Below are 17694 nucleotides of genomic sequence, written 5' to 3' on the forward strand. Positions count from 1 at the left end.
CCGGTAGACCGGTGCCTGAACCAGGAACAACTCTAATGAACAACAAGATCCAGGAACGATTCAACGCCTTGCTGAGCCACAAGGTGGTCGAACACGTGGCTGCTCCAGTGCTGACAGAGGCACTGGCCCAGCGGCTGCTTGAGCGTCTCGGGCAATTGCGCCTGTTTGCCCACGCCTACCCGCTACTGACCAACCTCACCCACGGTCGTGTCACACCCGCGGACATGCTGGACTTCGCCTATCGCCACGAGCTGCAAGGCCTGAGCCTGCACTTGCTCGACGGCGAGGAAAACAGCCTGAGCCAGATGTCGCCAGAGCAGCTCCAGGTGTTTGCCAGCAAGGCCAAGGCGCTGGGGCTGGATGTGCATCTGGAAATCAGCAGCACGCTGAAAAAGGATGTCGACCAGGTGATCGCCATCGCCAAGGCACTGGGGGTGCGCAACATCCGTGTCTACTCACGTTACGAGGGTCCGCTGTCGCGGGTCATGGACGTGATCGAGACCGACCTGCACTACCTCGCACAACAGGCCGATGCCAACGATCTGTACTTTGACTTCGAGCAGCATGAAGAACTCAAGAGCAGCGAAATCGCGCAGCTGCTCAACCGTGTCAACCACCCTCGCCTGCATGCCCTGTTCGACTTCGGCAACATGATCAATGCCTGCGAACAGCCCCTGCAGGCCCTGCACAACCTGGCGCCGCACATCCGCCAGGCTCACCTCAAGGGCGTACGCATCGTCCCCGAACAAAACGGCTTCGGCCATTACGGCGTGTTGCAAGGCAGCGACGAAGACGATCTGCCCAGCGCCCGCATGCTGTTCGAACTGTTGATGCTGGGCGAAGCAACCCCGCAAGTGATCGCGTTCATTCTCGAGCAGGAAAATCACTACGTGGCCCCGGCCTTCCGGCAGAGCCTCGAAGCAGCCGATCCATTCATTGCTTACCGGGAGATGAGCGAAACGCCGCTCCCGAAAGGCTACTCGCTCGAGCGCATGCTGGCCGACGAACACCGCTGGGCGAACAATCAGGTGGCCTATGTCCGAGGTTTGCTGGGCGAACTGCGCACCTTGGCTGAACTGACCCTGGCCGCTCCTTCCAACGCATGAACCTGACGACCCGATTACGCCCGGAGAACAATAATGACAACTCAAAACAAGGCCAAATGGCTCAGATTCCTGATTCTCATCCTTGGTGGCGGCACCATTTACAAGCTGGCGAACCTCAAGGACGCCTTCTATGTCCCCATGCAGGAATTCATGGGCCTGAGCCACACTGAAATCGGCATGCTGTTGAGTGCCAACGCGATCATCGCGACTGCACTGTTCGTGGTTGGTGGCCTGCTCGCCGATCGCTACGACACGCGCAAACTGATCCCCCTCGGCCTGATCGGGACCGGGAGCCTGGGGTTGTACCTGGCGACCTTTCCGCCCTTCAGCAGTTTGCTGATCGTGTTCAGTCTGTTGGCCGTCTGTGCCGACTGCCTGTTCTGGCCATCGTTGCTCAAGGCCATCCGCAATCTGGGTGACGATCAGGAGCAAGGCCGGTTGTTCGGCCTGCTGGAAGGCGGGCGTGGCGTGGTTGATACGCTGGTGGCCTTTTCCGCACTGGGCGTGTTCGTCGCCATGGGCTCGGGGGAAGCCGGCCTGAAATCGGCGATCCTGTTCTACTCGGTCATCGACATTCTGGCTGGCACCCTGACCTGGGTCCTGCTCAAGGGCGGTAATGCGCAATCGGCCACCAAGCCGAAAAACGGTCTGGCAAACCTGATGGAGGCTATCAAGGTACCCGGTATCTGGTTGGTCAGCCTCAATGTGTTCATGGTCTACATCGTCTACTGCGGCCTGACCTATTTCATCCCCTACCTCAAGGAAATGTACGGGTTGCCAGTAGCGTTGGTAGGCGCCTACGGCATCATCAATCAATACTTCCTGAAAATCCTCGGCGGGCCTGCCGGCGGTTTCATTGCCGACAAGCAGTTCAAGAGTACCAGCCGTTACCTGAAGTGGGCATTTCTGGCGCTATTGCCGCTGATGGCCGTGATCATGCTGATTCCTAAAAGCCCGGGCTTCATCTATGCGGGGATGGCGGCCACCCTATCCTTCGCCCTGATTGTTTTCTCGATGCGCGGCGTGTTCTGGGCCCCCATGGGCGAAGTCGGCATTCCCCAGCACATCACCGGCTCGGCCTTCGGCATCGGTTGCCTGATCGGCTATGCCCCCGGCATGTTTGCCTACGTCATCTATGGCGCGATCCTCGACCACTTCCCTGGTCAACAGGGCTACAACTATGTGTTCATTCTGATGAGCATGCTGGCCATTGCAGGCTTCATGGTGTCCAGCCTTCTCTATCAAGCAGTACGCAAAAAATCCGTGCTCTCTGGCGGGGCCGACGCGGTACAAGCCTGATCGTCGCCATGGGCTTCAGGAGGAGGGTTCGTCCATCATGCCGAGCCCTCCTCCGCCCACAACGCCGGTGTTCGCGGCTAAAACCCCACAGGTACAGCGTTGCTCTCGAGGTTGTGGCTGTACCTGTAGGAGCGGCCTTGTGTCGCGAAAGGGCCGCATCGCGGCCCCAGGATTGATGCGCAACAGTTGAAATTGCCGGGGCCGCTGCGCGCCCCATCGCGACACAAGGCCGCTCCTACATGGGCCCTGCTGATTCAATGAGTTATGTGCAGTTCCATGAGAGATGACAAAAGCTGAGTTGCTTGCCAAGGTCGATCGTTAGCCATTGGGTCTTGTTTCGTCTGGCGGGCCAGGCGTTGAACCAAGCCATTGCAAGCAGGCCTGAAGAGGCCATAGGCTGCCTTCTCATGAATCGGCCACTTACGTTGGATAAACGATGATCGAGCTACAAGGATGTGGAGCGTCTTCAGGCCTGGAGTGTCGGCCAGTCGGGCCCGCTGACGCAGCAATGATCTGCTCGCATCGCCAGGAGATGTTTCTTGAGGCAGGTGGCGACCCTGAAAAACTGCAAGTCATGACTCAGCACTTTCGCCCATGGCTGGAAGAGCGGCTCGGTGACGGTCGGTATTACGGTTTCAAGCTCCTGGATGGCGACCAACCGGTTGCAGCCATTGGCCTGATGAGCATTGACTGGCCTCCCCATCCATCGCACCCAACCCTGGACAAACGTGGGTACGTGCTGAATGTGTTCGTCCAGCCGGCCTACCGCCGCCGCGGCCTGGCTTCGGCCTTGATGCAGGCTGCTGACGCCGAGTTCGCTCGCCGAGGTATCACCTTCGCTGTCCTGCATGCCACCGAGACGGGTAAACCGGTCTATGAGCAGACCGGCTGGACTGGAACGTCGGAAATGGCCAAATCCATTGAATGATAGTGACCGTTTTCGATCTGCAAGCGACGCCCAGAGTATTCTGCGTCGGTGACTGCGTCATAACCTGACACTCGGAACGAAACGCACTACTCCTTGCTTGCGCGGCCGGAGTGCCGCCTCGCCATGGACTCGCTCCAATTCGGAGCAAAAGCTGCAGCTCGGTGCATAGCGCGCCTTTTTTTGAGGCGCGCCTGTCCCCCCTCCCGACCGTTCCCGCACGGCTGCATGCGGCGCAGTCATCGAATGCAGCAATAAAACCCAAGAGTTTCAAGGTGTTACCGCCAGCCCGTTGCCACTCCAGAACTGTGCCTGGCTTTCGGCACCTTCATTGCAATGGCCTCTTGCGTGCATAACGCACAGCAATTGATCGGATTCGAGGCTCACCGCAGACAAAACACCCACCGACCCGCAAGGCCGCACCCTGAAACACGTAGATGAACCGCAATGAAGCTGCCGGCAACGGTGGCAAGGAGTGGGTATGTCCCGGGCATTTTTCAATGAAATGTATGATACGAACGGAAGTTGCCGCCCGCATTACCAGGAGTTCGCCCGCTGGTTGGCAAACACCCCGCTGGAGTTGCTGGAGCAACGCCGACGCGAAGCTGACCTGCTGTTTCACCGCGCCGGTATCACCTTCACCTTGTACGGTGACAAAGAGGATACCGAGCGCCTGATCCCCTTTGACATCATCCCGCGCAGCATTCGCGCCAGCGAATGGCGCATGGTCGAGCGCGGTTGTATCCAGCGGGTTCAGGCGTTGAACCTGTTCCTGCAGGACATCTACCACGACCAGCGCATCCTCAAGGCCGGCATCATCCCGCCGGAACAAGTGCTGGCCAACGAAGGCTACCAGATCGCCATGCAGGGCCTGGGCCTGCACCGCGGGCTCTATGCCCATATCGCTGGCGTCGACCTGGTCCGTGACGGGGATGGCAGCTACTTCGTGCTGGAGGACAACCTGCGCACCCCCAGCGGGGTCAGCTACATGCTCGAAGACCGCAAGATGATGATGCGGCTGTTCCCCGAGCTGTTCGCCGCACAGCGTATCGCGCCCATCGACCACTACCCCAACCTGCTGCTGGACACGCTCAAGAGCGCCAGCCCACTGGACAACCCCACTGCCGTGTTGCTCACCCCTGGCCGCTTCAACAGTGCCTATTTCGAGCACGCCTTCCTGGCCCGGGAAATGGGCATCGAACTGGTCGAGGGTGCGGACCTGTTCATCCGTGACGAGCACGTCTACATGCGTACTACCGCTGGTCCAAAACAGGTGGATGTGATCTATCGCCGCCTGGATGACGACTACCTCGACCCGCTGTCGTTCAACCCTGACTCGATGCTGGGCGTGCCGGGGCTGATTTCGGTGTACCGCGCTGGCAACGTGGTGCTGGCCAATGCGGTAGGCACCGGGGTGGCAGACGACAAGTCGATCTACCCCTATGTCGACGACATGATCCGCTTCTATCTGAGCGAAGAGCCGGTCCTGAACAATGTCCCTACCTGGCAGTGCCGCAGGCCTGCAGAGCTTTCCCATGTCCTGGCCCACCTGCCCGAGCTGGTGGTCAAGGAAACCCAGGGGTCCGGTGGCTACGGCATGTTGGTCGGGCCTGCGGCGACCAGCGCACAGATCGAGGACTTCCGCGCTCGCATCAAGGCCCGCCCGCACGCCTACATCGCTCAACCTACCCTGTGCCTTTCCACATGCCCGACCTTCGTCGACAGCGGCATCGCGCCGCGCCACATCGACCTGCGCCCGTTCGTGCTGTCCGGCAGTGAAACCCGACTGGTGCCAGGCGGCCTTACCCGCGTGGCCCTTCAGGAAGGTTCGCTGGTGGTCAACTCGTCGCAAGGCGGCGGTACCAAGGACACCTGGGTGGTGGAGGACTGAACCATGCTTTCGAGAACTGCTTCCGACCTTTACTGGATGTCGCGCTACCTGGAGCGTGCAGAAAACCTTGCGCGCATGCTCGAGGTCAGTTATTCGCTATCGCTGATGCCCCAGGCTGGCCGCAGCGACGGCCATGCCGAGCTGGCCATGTCACTGCTGGCATCCGGAACGCTGGACGACTACCGCCGCCGGCACACCGAGCTGGACACCGAGCGCATGCTGCACTTCTTCGCCCTCGATGCGACCAACCCCGGCAGCATCTATTGCTGCCTGCAGGCGGCCAGGACCAATGCCCACGCAGTGCGTGGCCGCATCACTGCCGACATGTGGGAGAACATCAACGCTACCTGGATCGAGATGCGCAACATTGCCAGCAATGGTCTCGGCCGTTATGGCATCAGCCAGTTCTGCGACTGGGTCAAGGAACGCTCGCACCTGTTCCGCGGTGCTACTTCAGGCACCATCATGCGCAACGACGCTTACAGCTTCATCCGCCTGGGGACCTTCCTGGAGCGGGCTGACAACACCCTGCGCCTGCTCGATGCACGCTATGAAATGTTCGGGGAGGCCTCCGAGGAAGTCAGCGATGATTCTGCCCGCGGCTATTACCAATGGAGCGCCTTGCTGCGCGCGCTGACCTCCTACGAAGCCTTCAACGAACTGTATCGCGCCGCACCCAGTGCACGACCGGTGTCCGAGTTGCTATTGCTGCGGGTCGATGTGCCCCGCTCGCTGCATGCCTGCATCGAGGAGCTGGACCAGATCCTTGCCAGCCTGCCGGGCAGCACCGGGCGCGCCGCCCAGCGCATGGCCGCCGAACTCAACGCTCGCCTGCGCTACACCGCGATCGACGAAATACTCGAAGCAGGGTTGCACCCGTGGTTGAGCGACTTCATTGGGCGCATCAATCAACTGGGCCAGGCGGTCCACCACTCCTATCTGGAGGTCGTATGAAACTGTCCATTCGCCACGACACTACCTACAGCTATGCAAGCGATGTGTGCAACAGCATCCAGTTCCTGCGCCTGACGCCACGCAGCAGCGAGCGCCAGCGCATCACTGAATGGCAACTCGACCTGCCCTGCAAGGTCAAGGGCCAGATCGACCCGTATGGCAACATCCTGCATGTACTGACCTTGGACAAACCCCATGGCCACCTGGCACTGACCGCCAGCGGCCAGGTAGAAATCGACCCGGATCGCGAGCAGGAGGCCGGCGAACATTCACCCCTGCCCTTCCTGCGCGGCAGCCACCTGACCCAGGCCGATGACACACTCAAGGCCTTCGCCAGCCGACATTGTGGCGAGCACCGCGACCGGGCGGCGCTGATCGGGCTGATGCAAGGCCTGGCCGAGCACATGCCATACAGCCCCGGTGCCACATCGGTGGGCACCACTGCCATCGAAGCGTTCAGCGGCGCTGCCGGGGTGTGCCAGGACCATACCCATGCGTTCCTCGCCTGCGCGCGCAGCCTGGGTATTCCGGCACGCTATGTGTCCGGTTACCTATGTACCGAAGACGAGCAGCACCTGGCCAGCCATGCCTGGGCGGAAGCCTGGGTCGATGACGCCTGGTACAGCTTCGACATCACCAACCGCCTGACCCGGCCAGAACGCCACCTGAAGCTGGCAGTGGGCCTGGACTACCTCGATGCCTGCCCGGTCAGGGGCGTGCGCCGCGGGGGCGGCGCCGAATCGATGCAGGCCAGCGTACACGTGCACCGCCAATGACAGGTGCGGCATCCGTTCATGAAAAAAACAAGGGAAACAGCATGACCTATTGTGTCGCCATGCACCTGGCGGACGGGCTTGTCTTCATCAGCGACTCACGCACCAATGCGGGCATCGACCAGATCGCCAGCTTTGCCAAGCTGTTCGTGTTCGGCGTGCCGGGGGAGCGCCTGATCGTCCTGCAGACCGCTGGCAACCTGGCGACCTCGCAATCGGTGGTGAACCTGCTCCAGCAACGTACGAAGGGCCCCGGCCCCCACCTGTTGAACGTTGCGACGCTCTACGATGCAACGGTACTGGTCGCCGACACCTTGCGCGAGGTGGTCAGCCGTGATCGCAGCAAGCTGTCGGCCGGAATCGACCTGAGCAGTTCGTTCATCGTCGGCGGCCAGATTGCCGGCGGCCCCATGGGCATATACAACGTCTATGCGCAGGGCAATTTCTTCCAGGCCACGCCGGACACCCCGTTCCTGCAACTGGGCGAAAGCAAGTACGGGCGGCCGATTCTGGACCGTAACCTCGGCTACCATATTCCACTCGATGAAGCATTGCGCTGCGGCCTGATCTCGTTCGACTCGACCATTCGCAGCAACCTGTCGGTGGGCATGCCGTTGGACTTGCTGGTGTATCAGAAGGACAGCCTGGAAATACCGAAACGCCAGCGTATCGCCAGCGACGATGTGTATTACGAGCAGATACGCAGGCAGTGGAGCGACGGGCTCAAAAGACTGTTGGCCGAACTGCCAGCGCCGCCGTACTGATTGGCAGGGCCACTGTGGAAACGGGCATGCCCGTTCCTACAGTGGCCTTGGTCCTACTCCAGCGGAATAGTCAGGCGATCGATGACGGCGCGGGTTTCTGGCCGTACCCCGCGCCACCAGGCGAAAGCCTCCGCCGCCTGCTCGACCAACATACCGACACCGTCGGCCAGGCGCACCACCCCCTGCGCCTGGGCCATGCGCAGGAACGGCGTAAGGCCTTTGCCATACGCCAGCTCGTAAGCCAGCTGCGTCGCGCCCAGCACGCCTTCAGGCAGTGGCGGCAGCTCGCCGGTGAGGCTGGCAGAGGTGGCGTTGACCACGATGTCGAAGGACTGTCCCTCCAGTTCCTCATAACGGCTGATGCGCAGCCTTGGATGATCCAGTTCGTTGCGCAGGGCGAGCGCCTTGGCCATGTCACGGTTGGCAAGCACCAGCTCGCTCGGCCCCGCCTGCAGGAACGGCAGCAATGCACCGCGTACCGCGCCACCGGCGCCGAGCAACAGTACCCGTCGATTGGCCAGCGGCTCACCGAGGTTTTCCTCGATATCCCGCAGCAAGCCGATGCCGTCGAAATTTTCGGCAAAGATACGGCCATCCTCGAACTTCAACGCATTGGCCGCCCGCGCCAACTGGGCGCGCTCGCTGCGCTGGTCGGCCAGCTCGAAGGCTCGCAACTTGAACGGCGCGGTGATGTTCATGCCCAACCCACCATCACTGCGAAACTGCAGTACCTGAGCCTCGAAGCCCTCGAGCTCGCCCTCCAGCGCGCCATACTCCAGGCACTGGCAGGCGACCTGGGCGAACAGGCCATGAATCAACGGGGACTTGGTGTGGTTGATCGGCCGGCCGATCACTGCATAGCGGTCGCTCATCGTGCATCTCCGTGGGTGAACAGCACACCGTCTGCCTGCATGGCGGTGATTTCTTCAGGGGTGAAACCTAGGCCGGCGGCCACTTCGGCATTGTGCTGACCGAGGTCCGGGGCCACCTGGTGGATCGTGGTGTCACAGTCGGAAAAGCGGAACGGCAGGTTGGGCAGGCGCAAGGTACCGTAGCGCGGGTGCTGCTGCTCGATGACCATGTTGCGCGCCTTAATCTGCGGGTCGGCCACCACCTCGTCGATGCGCTGCACCTTGGCGCTGGGGATGTCGATGTCATCGAGCAACTGCAGGATATCCGCCACCAGGCGCGCGCCGACCCAGTCGCGAACCACGGCCAGAATCGCCTGGCGATGGGCGTTGCGGCCATTGAGGCTGTGGTAGCGGCTGTCGCTGCCGAACCCGGCCGGGCCACCGTTGGCTTCCAGCATCGCGGCAAAGCGCTTCCAGGCATCGTCGACCTGGGCGGCGATTACCAAGTCGCCATCGGCCGCGCGAAACACGCCGTACAGGGTGGAGGTGGGCATGTCATGGCCGGTCTGCTCGGGCAGGACGGTGCCGTCGGACAAGGTGTAGCACTGCACCGCATATTCATGCATCGACACCAGCGTGTCGTACAGGGCCATGTCGATGTGCTGGCCGCGTCCACTGTTCACCCGGCCCAGCAATGCCGCATTGATCGCCGCCACGGCATGAATGCCGGTGTACATGTCGCCAAGGGAAATGCGCAGCAACGGCGGCGCTTCGCCCGGCACGCCGACCATCTGCATGATCCCGCTCTTGGCCTCGGCGATCAGCCCGAAACCGGCGCGGTGGGCATCCGGCCCGGTATGGCCATAGGCGGAGATGGAGCAGTACACCAGACGCGGGTTGCGCGCCGACAGCTCGGCATAGCCCAGGCCCAGCTTGTCCAGGGCGCCGGGGCGATAGTTTTCGATGAACACATCGGCCGAGTCGGTCAGGCGCTGCATGAACGCTTTGCCACGCGGGTCCTTCATGTTCACGCTGACGCCCTGCTTGCCCATGTTCAGCTGCAGGAAGTAACCGCTCTGCTGCTCATCAAGGGTAAATGCATGCTGGCGCCCGGCATCGCCGCTGCCCGGCCGTTCGACCTTGATCACCTCGGCGCCGAGTGCTGCCAGGCAGCGGCCCACATAGGGCCCGGCGAGGAAGTGGCTGTAGTCGATGACGCGGATACCTGCCAATGGCAATGCCTGGCTCATGCCTGCACCCTCCGGGGCACCATCAGCCGGTGCTCGCCACGCTGCACGACTTCGCCGTGCTGGTTGATCAGCTCCGACGGCAAGACCACGATGCCCCAGCCCGGTCGACTGTTGCTCGGGCGCATCGCCCCCACGCGCATGCGCACGTGCAGCACATCGTCGACCTTGATCGGCAGCACGAAGTCCCAGGTCCAGCCCAGCGACATGCCCGGTACAAAGCGGTATTCGCACTGGGTCTTCAGGCCGTCGGCGATCGACAGGCCGAACAGGCCGTGGGCAACCAGGCAGCCGAAATGACTGGCGTTGGCGTAGGCCTCGTCGACATGCACCGGGGTGTGGTCGCCGGTGAGGTCTGCGTAGGCCAGGATACGTTCGCGGGTCACCGTGTAGGTGGGGCTGATGCATTCATCGCCTTCGCGGGCATCGTCCCAGTATCTTTCCACTACGCTCATGCCACCACCTCTGCACGTGGGTCGATGGCCAGTGCCTGGGCGACGCATTTCGCCGGCGATGCCTGAATGAACTCGACCGCAAGGCCGTCAGGCAGGCGCAGCCAGTTGCGGCCCTGGGGCATTTCGCTCACGCCGAAACGCTGTGCGGCGGCCAGGGTAGCTTCGAGGTCCTCGCACATGATGCCCAGGTGCGCCATGCGCCCTTCCGGGCCGGCAAAGTCCGGTTGGTGGATGAACTGCAGGCCACCAAGGGTCCAGTACTGTGCAGGCTGCTCGACGTCACCCTGTATTTCACGCATGGTCATGCCACACACCTCGCTGAAAAAGCGGATGTGCCACTGGATGTCGCGCACCCAGAACGCCACGTGTTCAAGGTAGGCTTTCGGCTGGCTCATGGATTACTCCCCTTCTGCTGATCGGCCATGGCGCGTTCGATGCCCTTGATGCAGGCCACCAGGGTCGCGTTGACCGGCGTGGCCACGCCATGGCGCTGGCCCCAGCGCACGACGGAGCCATTGATGAAATCGATCTCGGTGACCGAACCCTTTTCCAGGCTCTGCAGCATCGAGGTACGGAAGCTTGCCGGCAGGCCTTCGGCGGCCAGCCGCCATGCAGAATCCGGGCTGGTGAGGCTCAGGCGGATGCCTGCTCGTTCAGCGACGGCAATGGCTTCAGCCACCGCTGCCTTGGCGGTGCTTTCCAGCAGCGGCTCGCTGTACAACTGGCCATAACCGAGCCTGGTGATGCCGCTGAGCGCGCCTGTCGCGACGTTGACCAGCAGCTTGTCCCACATGGTGCCGAGAATGTTGTCACTGACCGTGGTGGCGAGCCCGGCGCCATTGAAGACCTCGGCGATGGCCTGCACACGCAGCGTCCTTTGGCCGTCGAGCTCGCCGATGAAAGTCTGCTTGCCCGCAACACCGGCGCGAATCGAACCCGGCGCCAGCAGCACGCCACCGACGTAGGTCTTGCCAGCCAGCACCCGCTCACGGCCCACGGCCTCGGCCAGGATGTCTTCATGGCCAAGACCGTTCTGCAGTGACAGCACAAGCGTCTGCGGCCCGATCAGCGCCTTGGCCCCGGCAATCGCCTCGCCGGTGTGGAATGACTTGACCAGCACCACCACCAGGTCGGCCACGCCCACGGTTGCCGCGTCGCAGGCTGCCTTCACCGGGACCTGCCGCTCGCCGCGTTCGTCCTGCACCCGCAGCCCGTGCAGGTTCATCGCCTCGACATGTGCATGGCCACGGTTCAACAGCCAGGTTTCGTGCCCCGCTTCGCTCAAGGCCGCACCGATGGCACAACCCAGGGCGCCGGCGCCCAGAATGCAGATTTTCAAATCGCTGACCTCCTGTGGTTTGCGACTACCTTATGCAGCGAGCCTTATTTCGGCTATACAATGGACTCAATACACTTATTGGATTTCGCAATAATGAGTGCGCTCGACGCTTTGCCCGACCCCAAGCTGCTGCAACTGTTCGATGTGCTGTATCAATGCCGCAGCGTCACTCGCAGTGCTGAACAGCTCGGCCAGAGCCAACCTACCGTGAGCATCTGGTTGGGGCGCTTGCGTGAAGAGTTGAACGACCCACTGTTCGTGCGTACGCCAGGCGGCATGGCGCCAACCCCGCGGGCAGACCAGCTGATCGGGCCATGCCGCGAGGTGCTGGAATCGCTGCGGCGCCTGACTACCTGGGAGCCGCAGTTCGTTCCGGCCACGGCGCAGCGGCGCTTTCGCCTGTGCGTCAGTGATGCCAGCCATATCACCCTGCTGCCCAGCATCCTCAACCACCTGCGCACCCACGCGCCGGGTATTCGCCTGGAAGCTGCACGCATCGATGGCAATACCGAGAGCGCGCTGGAGTCGGGCGAGGCGGACCTGGCCATCGGCTTCGTGCCCTGGCTGGGTGCGGGGATGTATCAGCAAGTGTTGTTCGAGCAGGACTGGGTCTGCCTGAGCAACCCGCTACACCCTCGATTGAGCAACGGCATGAGCGTGGCGGGTTACCAGGCCGAGGGGCATGTACAAATCAGTGCCGGGACCGGGCAGAAGTTACTGGAGGCTGGCCTGGCGCGGGCCGGCATCGAACGCAGGATCATGCTGGAGCTGCCGGCGTTTCTGGGGTTGGGGATGATTGTCGGGTCGACCGACCTGGTGGCTACGTTGCCACGGCACATCGGCCAGACACTCGCCGACATGCATGGTTTGCACGTGCACGATTGCCCGTTTGCAGTGGAAGGTTTCACGGTCAAGCAGCACTGGCACGCACGGTACCAGCAAGACAGCGGGAATCGCTGGATCAGGGAGGTGGTGCGGGGCTTGTTTCAAACAGGGGCCGGTTAGCACACACGGCGAAACCTTCGCTCGCCTCATCGCTCCATGGATCTGGGCTGACCCGCCGTTCAACGGGCATAGCGTGCCGCCTATTTGCCGACCGCGCCGGGCGCGGGTCGAAGGCGACGGGGCCGCGAAGCGGCCGGTCTCTGGGCCGACAGCAATTGTCCACGAACGGCGACTAACGACCCATTACGGCCCTTGGCGCAAGGCCCCTAACGGCCATTTGAAGTCATTAAGAACAGCAGCCTGGGTCGTAGACGGCGCTTGAAATGGTCAACCACTTCTCCATCGGTTGGTAGATCAGCCCGGCAAGCTCGCCCACTTCCCCTGCCAACGCAAAACCGTAACGTTCATAAGCGGCCACTGAAGATAGCGACGCTCTAACTGTTACTACATTGGCCCTGGCCTGCTCCAGAGCCGCATTCATCAAGCGCCTCCCAACGCCGTGGCGCTGCCAGGCCGGCGCAACGAACAGCATCGCCACATGGCGCCCTTCCTTCAGCTCGATCAGCCCGACCAGGGTTCCCTCCGCGACACAAACCAGCATCAGGTTGTCACTTACCATTCGTTCGGCAAACGCCTTCTGAGCAACCACCTTTGCGAAGGTTTCCACGCCCTGGGCAGACAGCGATGGCGCAACCGCTAGCATGAACGCCTCCAAGCACAGGGCGTTGGCGCTTGGCAGGTCTTCCTGAGTCATCTTGCGTATCTGCATGGTCGTCGTCCGTGACTTGGGTAGGGGTATTTTTATACCAGAACATCCGACTTAGAGATATGCAACAACGCCTCTGCTAACAGACACCTCCATGCGCGAGAGGTAACGTTACAGACCGGCAGCTTCGGGTCCAGGCTGTGAAAAAAACCTGCGATTATCTAACCTTCTGATCGTCGAGATCGTGGCGGGGACGATCATGAAGCGGTTCATTGAGGGTGAGGCCCGGACGCAAGTCACGCTGCTGCCGGAGTGCCTGGATGATTACATCACCGAAGAAAACCCTGTTCGGGTGGTTGACGTTTTCGTCGATGAACTCGACCTCGGAGCGCTCGGATTCGAGGGTGTCGATCCGGCTGCTACGGGTCGTCCGGCCTACCATCCAGCAGTCCTGCTGAAAATCTACATCTATGGCTACCTCAACCGGATTCAGTCCAGCCGCCGGCTTGAGCGCGAGGCAGAGCGCAACGTCGAGCTGATGTGGTTAACGGGCCGGTTGGCTCCTGACTTCAAAACGATTGCTGACTTTCGGCGAGACAACGGTAAAGCTATTCGCGGCGTGTGCCGGCAATTCGTAGTGCTGTGCCGCAACCTCAATCTTTTCTCCCAGTCGATCATTGCCATCGACGGCAGCAAATTCAAAGCCGTAAATAACCGCGACCGCAACTTCACCCAGGGCAAGATCAAGGCGCGCATGCAGCAGATCGAGCAGAGCATTGACCGCTATCTTGCGGCGCTGGATTCGGCGGATCGGGCGGCGCCCGAGGTCGCCGAGGCCAAGGCTGAACGGCTGAGCGAAAAAATAGAAAAGCTGAAACAGCAGATGACAAAGCTAAAGGACATTGAAGCGCAGCTTCACGCCAGCCCAGATCAGCAAATCTCTCTTACCGATCCTGATGCACGCTCAATGGCCACGAGTGGCCGAGGTACTGGCACGGTTGGCTACAACGTACAAACAGCAGTCGATGACAAATACCATCTGATCATTGCGCATGAAGTCACTAATGTTGGCAATGACCGAACGCAGCTGAGCAATATGGCGAACCAGGCACGCGAAGAGATCGGCGCTGAGTCGCTGACAGTGGTCGCCGACCGAGGCAATTACAAAGGTCCGGAGATCCTTGCTTGCGAGCAGGCAGGGATCACCACTTTTGTCCCGAAGCCGCTGACATCAAGCAGCAAAGCGGAAGGCCGATTCGGCAAGCAGGACTTCATCTACATCGCTGCATCGGATGAATACCGATGCCCTGCGGATCAACTACTGACCCGCAGGCATTCTTCGGTGGAAGACGGTATGTTGCTGCACTCCTACTGGTTCTCTGGCTGCCAAAGTTGCTCCATGCAGAAGCAGTGTACGACGGGTAAGGAACGCCGATTGAAGCGCTGGGAGCATGAAACGGTAGTCGAAGCCGTGCAGATCCGATTGGAGCATGACCCAGGAAAGATGAAGGTTCGTCGGCAGACGGTGGAGCATCCCTTCGGAACGCTCAAATACTGGATGGGAAGCACTCACTTCCTGACCAAAACCCTACCGAGGGTAAGCACCGAAATGAGCCTTCACGTGCTTGCCTACAATCTCAAACGAATGATGAGCATCTTTGGCATTGCTGGGCTGATTGAAGCGATCAGGACTTGAGGCCACGCATTTTTTGCGTCCGTATACGGCTATTCGGGCTGCTGCCGCGGCCCAAATAGCGCAGGCCGCGTCCGGGCCCGACTGAGGTAGATCAGCACTCAGATCTGCTGAATTGACAGGGTGCCCCAGCTTCTTTCGCTACTCGACGTACTTATTAGCGTTTTCACACAGCCTGGCCCCATTGCGGACATTCAACAGAGGCTAGCGAGATAACACTATCTGTGGGAAGGCTCATCAATGCAGAGAGAGCTGCTCATCGATATTCGGAAAAACTTTCCGATGCTCGCATGTGCTCGATCAGGCCGGGTACGTCCTCGGGTGATGCCGCTCGAACTGTGCCCTCTCGACTCAACATGCACATGAAACGCCGTTACCCTGTGCAGCAACGTCCGCACCCTCCAACGAAAACCCTTCGTCAAGCCAGCCGGTAACCCCGCCAATCATTTCTTTCACCGGAAAACCCAGCTCAGCCAAACGAACCGCCGCCCGATGTACGCCATTGCAATGCGGCCCCGCGCAATAAACAACGAAAAGCGTCTGGCGCGCATAGTCAGCCATGCGTTCTGCGCTGATGGTGCGGCCAGGAATATTGATCGCGCCCGGCACATGGCCTTGCGCAAACGCCTCGCTGCTCCTTACATCTACCAGCACATAGTCGACATCACCCGACCGCTGGCTACGTTCAACATCCGAACAATCCGTCTCGAACGCCAGACGGCGGCTGAAATGAAGCAGGGCTTCGGATGGGCTTGCGGCAGGATATTCGCTGACCAGGCTTGGCATGGATTTCACTCCTCGGTTGAAGGTGCGCCCATTGTAGGAAGCCCGCCTGTACCGCTACAGTGGCGCACTCGACAGTCACCGGTAGTTTTCCGCCAATGCTCACGAACCCTGGTTTGGTCGCCGTGCTTGCCTATGACGGGCTGTGCACCTTCGAGTTCGGCATTGCCGTGGAGATCTTCGGGCTGCCACGCCCGGAGTTCGAATTCGCCTGGTACACGCATCGCATCGTCGCCGTCGATCCCGCACCAATGCACGCGGCAGGTGGCATGCAGGTCATTGCCGAGTTCGGCTTGGAGTCGCTCGTTGATGCCCATACCATCATCATTCCGGGCTGGCGTAGCCGCGATGAGCGCCCGCCGCAGGTGCTGCTGGACGCCTTGCGCGCCGCGTATCAACGCGGGGCGCGGTTGCTTTCCATCTGTTCGGGGGTGTTCGTGCTCGCGGCTGCGGGCCTTCTGGACGGCAAGCGTGCCACCACCCACTGGCGCTATACGGACGAACTCGCGGCACGCTATCCACTCATTGAAGTAGACCCAGGCGTGCTTTACGTACACTGCGGCCAGCTGATTACCTCGGCAGGCAGCGCTGCCGGTATAGATGCCTGCCTGCACCTGGTGAGTCGAGACTTTGGTACCCAGGTTGCCAACACCGTTGCCCGTCGCCTGGTTATGGCACCCCAGCGTTCCGGAGGGCAAACACAGTTCTTCCCCGCACCCGTTGCCCAGAAGCCTCGCGATGATCTTGCCGCGGTGCTGGAGTGGGCGACCTTGCATGTGGGCAGGCCGCTTACGGTCAAGCAGCTGGCAGCGAAGGCACTGATGAGCGAACGAACCTTCCTGCGACGCTTCATCGAAGCGACAGGCATCACGCCGAAAACCTGGCTGCTTCAGGTGCGCATGAACGTGGCGCGTGAGTTGCTGGAAAGCAGCCCATTGAGCAATGAGCAAATCGCCGAACGCTGCGGGTTCGCCTCGGCGGAAAGTTTCCGGGCAGCATTTCGCAAGACCGTGGGGTTGGCGCCCATGAGGTATCGTGCGCAGTTTGGCAACCACTGACCGTTCAGCGGTACCTTTGATACATCGTTTTTGCCAAGGAAGCAGAAACACGTGCATGTCGATTCTGTCGCGCCCTGGTACGCGTCAGCTGCTATCCGGACTCAGGGCGACTGACCGTTGTGGTGTCAGAAGCGCTCATCCCCGATCGCGGGCAAGATCAACTCCCGTACGAATGAAGCCCCTGACAGGCGTAACAACGCATCGACCATGTTGACCACATCATGTACCGGTACCCAACGCCGCTCACCTCGCGCAGCAGCCTGCACCAATGGCGTGGACAGGGCGTCATCGGTATTCAGGTAACCCAGCTGAAGCACGGTCACCGCCAGGTTGTCATCCCTGAAGCCTTCGCGTAGCGCATCAGCCATGCCGTTGAGGGCGAACTTGGAGGCACCGAACGCTACCTCCGGGCGCCCGCTCTGGCGAAGAGCCGAAGTCGAGCCGGTGAGGATCAACTGCGGCCGGGGAGCACCGAGCAACCTGGGTATCAGGCGTTTGAGAAGAAGCAGCGTGGCGGTGACGTTCACCTCGACCAGCCGGGTGATCGATTCGTCGCTGTCTTCGGAGAATGCATAGTGCTCGCTGAAGGCATGCTCTTCCCAGATGCCGACGTTGTATATCAGTACGTCCAGATCGGCAGGTGTTCGGTCCGCGATCCGTGCTACAGCCGCCACTGGCTCGGAAAGGTCGGCATCGATCCAGTACAGGCCGATGCCCGGCGCAAGGGCCAGATCTTTCGGCTGTTTGCGTGATACGCCAATCAGCGTGTCCCCGGGCTTGCCGAGGCCTTCGAGCAAAGCCCGCCCCAGCCCTCTGCTGGCGCCTACGATCATCGTCTTCACATGCTGTTCCTCTTTCCCTGATCTGCTCCAGGCCTCACTGGATCGGTCATCGCCTTCGACAGG

The 17694-nt window shown here is 61.1% G+C and carries 18 protein-coding genes; 10 read left to right on the top strand and 8 right to left on the bottom strand.

Translation table 11 applies throughout. The features are described from left to right. Positions 1 to 35 precede the first annotated feature (35 nt). The 7 genes from IMX18_RS12650 (at position 36) to IMX18_RS12680 (ending at position 7712) form a co-directional block, all read left to right on the top strand. Entirely contained in the window at positions 36 to 1106 is a 1071-nt protein-coding gene (locus IMX18_RS12650; RefSeq protein ID WP_015270109.1) for a sugar phosphate isomerase/epimerase family protein, read from the top strand. Between the two features lie 33 nt (positions 1107 to 1139). Further along, positions 1140 to 2405, top strand: a complete 1266-nt coding sequence (locus IMX18_RS12655; RefSeq protein ID WP_039612867.1) for an MFS transporter — start codon at positions 1140 to 1142, stop codon at positions 2403 to 2405. A 436-nt stretch (positions 2406 to 2841) separates the two neighbouring features. Further along, complete coding sequence (locus IMX18_RS12660; protein ID WP_061302399.1) at positions 2842 to 3333, top strand: GNAT family N-acetyltransferase; 492 nt, start codon at positions 2842 to 2844, stop codon at positions 3331 to 3333. A 478-nt stretch (positions 3334 to 3811) separates the two neighbouring features. After that, positions 3812 to 5221, top strand: a complete 1410-nt coding sequence (locus IMX18_RS12665) for a circularly permuted type 2 ATP-grasp protein (RefSeq protein WP_015270106.1) — start codon at positions 3812 to 3814, stop codon at positions 5219 to 5221. A 3-nt stretch (positions 5222 to 5224) separates the two neighbouring features. Continuing rightward, positions 5225 to 6175, top strand: a complete 951-nt coding sequence (locus tag IMX18_RS12670; RefSeq protein ID WP_015270105.1) for an alpha-E domain-containing protein — start codon at positions 5225 to 5227, stop codon at positions 6173 to 6175. Beyond that, a complete protein-coding gene (locus tag IMX18_RS12675) occupies positions 6172 to 6951 on the top strand; it encodes a transglutaminase family protein (protein ID WP_015270104.1) in 780 nt (259 codons plus the stop codon). The genes IMX18_RS12670 and IMX18_RS12675 overlap by 4 nt, the downstream gene beginning before the upstream one ends. A 41-nt stretch (positions 6952 to 6992) precedes the next feature. Next, positions 6993 to 7712, top strand: a complete 720-nt coding sequence (locus IMX18_RS12680; protein WP_217190516.1) for a proteasome-type protease — start codon at positions 6993 to 6995, stop codon at positions 7710 to 7712. A 53-nt stretch (positions 7713 to 7765) separates the two neighbouring features. On the opposite strand, the gene aroE is transcribed toward IMX18_RS12680, so the two are convergent. From aroE to IMX18_RS12705, 5 genes are read right to left on the bottom strand one after another with little or no spacing between them, the layout of a single operon-like run. Beyond that, positions 7766 to 8584: a shikimate dehydrogenase gene (aroE, locus tag IMX18_RS12685; protein ID WP_015270102.1), complete on the bottom strand. Its 819-nt coding sequence runs from the start codon at positions 8582 to 8584 to the stop codon at positions 7766 to 7768. Beyond that, positions 8581 to 9813: a CaiB/BaiF CoA transferase family protein gene (locus tag IMX18_RS12690; RefSeq protein WP_015270101.1), complete on the bottom strand. Its 1233-nt coding sequence runs from the start codon at positions 9811 to 9813 to the stop codon at positions 8581 to 8583. The genes aroE and IMX18_RS12690 overlap by 4 nt, the downstream gene beginning before the upstream one ends. Continuing rightward, positions 9810 to 10265 (bottom strand): MaoC family dehydratase, encoded by a 456-nt coding sequence (locus IMX18_RS12695; RefSeq protein WP_003256790.1) that lies wholly within the window; start codon positions 10263 to 10265, stop codon positions 9810 to 9812. The genes IMX18_RS12690 and IMX18_RS12695 overlap by 4 nt, the downstream gene beginning before the upstream one ends. After that, complete coding sequence (locus tag IMX18_RS12700; RefSeq protein WP_015270100.1) at positions 10262 to 10660, bottom strand: VOC family protein; 399 nt, start codon at positions 10658 to 10660, stop codon at positions 10262 to 10264. The genes IMX18_RS12695 and IMX18_RS12700 overlap by 4 nt, the downstream gene beginning before the upstream one ends. Next, on the bottom strand, positions 10657 to 11604 hold the full coding sequence (locus IMX18_RS12705; protein ID WP_015270099.1) for a ketopantoate reductase family protein: 948 nt from the start codon (positions 11602 to 11604) through the stop codon (positions 10657 to 10659). Before IMX18_RS12705 ends, IMX18_RS12700 begins: the two co-directional genes overlap by 4 nt. Positions 11605 to 11697: 93 nt before the next feature. On the opposite strand from IMX18_RS12705, the gene IMX18_RS12710 reads away from it, so the two are divergent. Next, positions 11698 to 12609 carry a LysR family transcriptional regulator gene (locus tag IMX18_RS12710; RefSeq protein WP_015270098.1) on the top strand — a complete coding sequence of 304 codons (912 nt, stop codon included), beginning with the start codon at positions 11698 to 11700 and terminating at the stop codon, positions 12607 to 12609. A 226-nt stretch (positions 12610 to 12835) separates the two neighbouring features. On the opposite strand, the gene IMX18_RS12715 is transcribed toward IMX18_RS12710, so the two are convergent. After that, entirely contained in the window at positions 12836 to 13318 is a 483-nt protein-coding gene (locus IMX18_RS12715) for a GNAT family N-acetyltransferase (protein WP_015270097.1), read from the bottom strand. A gap of 196 nt (positions 13319 to 13514) precedes the next feature. Between IMX18_RS12715 and IMX18_RS12720 the strand changes: the two genes are divergently transcribed. Next, complete coding sequence (locus IMX18_RS12720; RefSeq protein WP_054573811.1) at positions 13515 to 14951, top strand: IS1182 family transposase; 1437 nt, start codon at positions 13515 to 13517, stop codon at positions 14949 to 14951. Between the two features lie 348 nt (positions 14952 to 15299). Here the strand turns inward: IMX18_RS12720 and IMX18_RS12725 are convergent, their stop codons facing one another. Beyond that, positions 15300 to 15734 (bottom strand): rhodanese-like domain-containing protein, encoded by a 435-nt coding sequence (locus IMX18_RS12725; RefSeq protein WP_015270095.1) that lies wholly within the window; start codon positions 15732 to 15734, stop codon positions 15300 to 15302. Between the two features lie 95 nt (positions 15735 to 15829). Between IMX18_RS12725 and ftrA the strand changes: the two genes are divergently transcribed. Continuing rightward, positions 15830 to 16789 (top strand): transcriptional regulator FtrA, encoded by a 960-nt coding sequence (gene ftrA / locus IMX18_RS12730; protein ID WP_100413444.1) that lies wholly within the window; start codon positions 15830 to 15832, stop codon positions 16787 to 16789. A gap of 125 nt (positions 16790 to 16914) precedes the next feature. Here the strand turns inward: ftrA and IMX18_RS12735 are convergent, their stop codons facing one another. Then, positions 16915 to 17631: an SDR family NAD(P)-dependent oxidoreductase gene (locus tag IMX18_RS12735; RefSeq protein ID WP_217190514.1), complete on the bottom strand. Its 717-nt coding sequence runs from the start codon at positions 17629 to 17631 to the stop codon at positions 16915 to 16917. Positions 17632 to 17694: the final 63 nt, after the last annotated feature.

This window comes from Pseudomonas shirazica (assembly GCF_015168335.1).
GTDB classification, from domain to species: Bacteria; Pseudomonadota; Gammaproteobacteria; order Pseudomonadales; family Pseudomonadaceae; genus Aquipseudomonas; species Aquipseudomonas asiatica.